Below are 5179 nucleotides of genomic sequence, written 5' to 3'. Positions count from 1 at the left end.
GGAAGAAGAAGGAGAGGAAGAAGAAGGAGAAGGAGAAAACGGCAGGGGCGAGAAAGAGCAGATGGAGAGCAGCGATACCGATTCCCGTGACAGTGGTGATGAAGAGGAAGCCCCGCGAACCCCCCGTCCCGATCGGAGAGATGCTTCCGCAACTACAGGTGGAACAGGGCCGAGGTCGAGTCCTCGGCTGAGTAACAAGCGCGGGTTATCGTACGGTCAAAGCGCCCCCACCTCTAAGCGCGGAAGGTCTAATCCGTCTCCTCTTCATGTCTCCATCTTTAAAAAGCTGCAGGGTGAAGCTGAAAAGTACCGAGAAAGCGAGCAGCGGCGAGGGGAGAACTTTCTTGTGGGTGATACCCTTGGGGCTTCATTCCAGCAGGAGGTGAAATCAGCTCGAGATGCGGGACAGGATAAGCTCGTTGCGGATGCCAAGTCCTATATCTACCATAGCGGACATCTTGCGCTTATTCGAATTGTCGGAGTGGGCCGATACATCCACGAAATCTGTGAGATGCTGCACGAGACGGATCCTCAGGAGAAGCACGTCGGGAAGACCACCCAGTCTGGTTCGGTTTTCAAGGAGGCCGCAAGGATGATTCAACTGTCTCAGTTGCAAGCTTGGAAGTACTTCCAGATCTATCGGGAGATGGACGCAAACCCAGAGTTTTACTATGCAGCATTGGAAAGTGATGATATACGGCTGAACACGGTCGGAACGCTCTATTCGTTGTCGACCTGGTTGAAAGGCATTGGAAATGGCGAGATCGAGAGCTGACTCGTGCGTTTTCTTTGCCGAGCTGTGTTTTTTTTCCACTCATTTTTTATAAGTCGAGTTATAATTTTTTCACCGGTCTGCTCGCTTTCGTGCAACGTCTGGCTCTCTTGGAAACATGTAAGTCGCAATTTCGGAGGTTTTATATCATTCTCTACGCCTGGCGCTGCCTCTTCTTCCCTCTCTTGGTCCTCGGGATCGCGGGGCAGCCGGTCAGGCGTGTTATCTCCGCCTTTGGCAGAAACTGGTAGAGCCGTGGAAGGAGGTCCGATGGCGACTGGCGTCCCTTTTCCTGGTCAGCAGTCAGGCGGTACTGAAGCATGTTGTAGGTTAGCTTGTAAAAGCGCCGGACGAATCGGTTGCGAAATGTCCGTGCCGTCTCGTAGCTTTCGATCGTCCAAAGCTCAGCGCCGTCGTCGTCTCTGAGGAGCGCAATGATATGAGCGAGATACTCTTCCGCCATGTGCAAGAGGGCTTCACAGTCTGATATCGTTTCTGCACGAGTATCCTGCAGGGCACTTTCCAGGGATGGCTCTGGCGCTGACACGTCTCTGGGTAGGGGTAGCGTTTCATTGTGATCCTCTTCCTCTTCCTCCCTGACGTGAGACTCATCCTTGATCTCATCTGGTACAGCTCGATCAAACTCTTCATCGACCTCATCCGAGTCCAGCGTTTCTGTCGGTGTTTCCGGCTGAGGATGTCCCATATCGATGCTGCTGTCAAGCATGGATGAATCGAGGTCGCTCTCGGAATCTGTGTCACTCGTAAACGATGTGGACTCGGATGTCATTTCATCGTCCTGGCTGATTGACATTGGTTGTCCTGCCTTGCGTTTGGCTTTCGATGGCATGGTTTGGTCGTGGGTGGTGTTGTCTGTCTGTACCATTGTACTGGTGTGAACTGTATGTGGAGTAGAACAAATACTTTTCCCATACAAGCCTTGCGGATGATGTTTGACCGGGTGCTTCATTTGTGTGGTGGTATCACACGTGTCGTCCAGTTGCATCGTATATCTCACCGACAAAAAGTGCATGATCGAGAAACATGAATATCTCCACTACAGGGCTTACGAGATGTGAGGACATGTAAACTTGTCAATTGGGGAGTACGCGTGATCACTCATGTACCCCTCAAACCACTACCTTGTATGCAATGGTACTCAACTCGGATTAAATATAATCACGCTACACCGCTTGTCAACTTGTCAACATGCATCTTGTCACGTGTCACGTTGCATCGAGACGTCTATTTTTTCTCCACTACCAGGCTTGACGTGAGATCCTACTTGACCATCATGTACTCCGTTGGCAGGCAATGACATGCTTCTGTGAGATCGCCACGGACACCCGCCTATCAAATTTTATTCCACTACACGTCTTGTTGCAGTGTCAGCGTTGAGGTACCTGTCCAGGCATTGTGTCGAGAGAAATATGACATGCGTCCGAGCTTGTCCACCAACAAGCTGGTATCTCGTCTGATGTCCGACTTGAAGCTTACACGTGTTGTCTCGTGCAGATTGAGATGATGTGATTCCGATGCCATTAACACGATGCGATATGGACTGACTGCTCACACCCGCCTATCAATTTTAATATCACTACATGTCTTGTGACGATGTCTACCGTGAGGTAGCTGACAGGGCAGCATGTCGAGAGAAATATGACATGCGTCCGACCTTTCCTACCAACTCGTTGCCCACAGATCTAATGCAAGCAGATTGAGATGTGACAAAGAGGAGGACGTTGACACAGCTCAATGGTGTATGACCGGACACCCTCCAATCAATTTGTTTTTCACTACACGTCCTGGATGGTGTCCAAGTCAAGAGAAATATGACATGCGTCCGCCCTGGTCTCCCGACCGAACCATGCTCCATCTATTCTCTGGTGATCTCACACAGAGATGGGGCACTCTCAATGACGTGTGACAATACATCCAAAGAATATCTGTTTTCTTGATTCCATCCTCATTCTCACTCTTCTCGACACCGCCTATTCCTTGTTCGACGCATACGCCCTATCTTCGTAGTGGCAATCACTGCGAATGTTCCTCAGATGGATGATGTGCTGACGCGTTACCTGGACAAACTGTTTGACATCCACCTCTGTGTCCTTCAGATCACATGCAATGTGCTTGACCATCCGCTCCAGGTACTTGGCTTGGTCTTCATGGGCCTGCCGTAGCTCGTCCATCGTTTGGAGCATTGCTGTACGTGCTTCTTTGAGGGATGGATGTGGATCCGTTCTTCTCATTTCAGTCGTGGGGTTGTAAAAGACGTGTATCACATGGAGATAATGCTGTTGTAGGGATGTGCATCGACCGGCGTATCTCATCCACAGGTCTTCCATGGTGATTGATGTCGAACCAGTCCGTTCAAAGCTGGATTTCTCAATGCTGCCTGTTTGCACATCTCTAAGGAGTCGTTTCGGATGGACGTCACTCCACTTGCTCTGCATGGTATGATCTGTGTGGGGGTACCAGTATTGGGTGTGAACTATGTTGATGGCAGATCAAAAAAATTCTCGTTACACACTTTGATCAGGGTGGAATGGTAGAAGGAGATAAGCGTGACATTGTCATGTGTGTTTCGCTATCGATGTAGACACGGATTCACCCAAATCAGCAAATCAGCAGAATCAGCAGCGGTATGGTCAAGTGGAAAAAAAAGTGGACGCACATGGTCTTGCCAAACTCTGCCATAACATTGCTGATTCTGCTGATTTGCTGATTTGGATTCCCGTTATAGATGTGGATAGGTAGGCGATGTGCGAGTTCACCTTTGGATCATATCCCAATCAGCTAATCAGCAGAATCAGCAAGGGAATGGGGAGATGGAAAAAAATAGTGGACGCCCTTTGGCCGTCCAGAACTCACTGATACGACTGCTGATTTTGCTGATTTGCTGATTAGGATTCCCGGTATAGAGGTGGTGACGTGGCTGGTCGTGGATCACAAAGGCCGCACTTCCTAATCAGCTAATCAGCAGAATCAGCAACGGTATGACTGAGTGAAGAAAAATGGTCGGACTTGACGGGTGGTATTCAACTCTCATCTTTCTCTGCAGATCCTGCTGATTTGCTGATTAGGATTCCAGGTATGAGGGTGGGAATAGGAGCAGGGTCGAGGGTCACATATGTGATACCCCTAATCAGCAGATCAGCAGTATCAGCAGGAGTATTGGGGAGATGGAAAAAAATAGTGGTCGCCCTTTGCCCGTCCAGAACTCACAGATACGACTGCTGATTTGCTGATTTGCTGATTTGCTGATTGGACTCCCGGTATGACAGTGGTGACGTGGCGGGTGAGAGATCACCCATGCGATAATCCTGATCAGCAGATCAGCAGAATCAGCAGGAGTATGATCAAGCGTAGAAACGTGGTCGGACTTGACGTTTTGGGGTTCAACTCGCGTATTGCTCTGCTGATTGTGCTGATTTGCTGATTAGGATTTCCGGTATGAGGGTGGGGATGGAGGCAGCGTCGGGGATCACATTACTGATACATCCTAATCAGCAAATCAGCACAATCAGCACGGGTATGGGAAGATGGAAAAAATGGTTATACTCCTTGCCATGCGAATGGGAACACCTCGCTGAATGCTCGTGTCCTCCGATGGGGAGTGAAGGTGTTCCCACTTGGTGAGGAACGAAAATACCCCGGGGCAGTGAATATTCCATTCGCATCCACCCCTGCTGATTCTGCTGATTAGCTGATTAGGAGTATCACTTATGTGACCCTTGATCCTGCCTCCATCACCATCCTCATACCTGGAATCTCTAATCAGCAAATCACCAGAATCAGCAGAGCTATATGAGAGTTCGGTAAAGTGGTCGCAGATTGACCGATATTGGTTTTCAACTTGGTGATCCCCCTGCTGATTCTGCTGATTCTGCTGATTAGGAACTTCTGTATAGCTGTATGAGGATAGGTGGTATACGGGAGTACCTATGTGTCAATATCCATCTGTAGAATCAGCTCCATCAGCAGATATGTGAAGAAATTGAGAATGGATCGCAGTATATCGATTTGTCTTTCTACTTGGTCATATATCTGATGACTAGGCTGATCCTGCTGAATATGGATGTCGATAGGAAGGTGAGTCGACATGATCATTGATGGGAGACTACCTAATCCTCCATAAACACCTCACCAATTCAATCCGTCGAGAAAGGAGAGAGACAATCTGATCACATCTATACCGTTCCTGAACCTGCGAAATGACTGCTCGTTATGTTCATTTGATCATTGGGAGCAGCTATGCTTGCGGATATTACTTGATGGTTCTTTCACCGTAAAACCCGTACAATACTGGATTTGATGCCTTCCTACAGAAGATGATCAGCAGGAGCTGCTGAATCAGCATCCGTGTAGTCAAAGGCAGATACCCCCCTACCGACCCCATACACT

Annotated in this window: 2 protein-coding genes; one reads left to right on the top strand and one right to left on the bottom strand. The window is 48.9% G+C overall.

All coding sequences use genetic code 11. From position 1 onward, the window contains the following. Positions 1 to 775 (top strand): hypothetical protein (locus ACN0YH_RS28000; protein WP_417382909.1); only part of this gene is annotated, 775 nt, incomplete at its 5' end. A 151-nt stretch (positions 776 to 926) separates the two neighbouring features. On the opposite strand, the gene ACN0YH_RS27995 is transcribed toward ACN0YH_RS28000, so the two are convergent. Further along, positions 927 to 1562 (bottom strand): hypothetical protein, encoded by a 636-nt coding sequence (locus ACN0YH_RS27995; RefSeq protein WP_417382908.1) that lies wholly within the window; start codon positions 1560 to 1562, stop codon positions 927 to 929. Positions 1563 to 5179: the final 3617 nt, after the last annotated feature.

Source organism: Gimesia sp., from assembly GCF_048262075.1.
Taxonomy (GTDB): Bacteria; Planctomycetota; Planctomycetia; order Planctomycetales; family Planctomycetaceae; genus Gimesia.
Note: the sequence above shows the minus strand (reverse complement) of the source record. Positions and strands in the feature narration are given on the sequence as shown.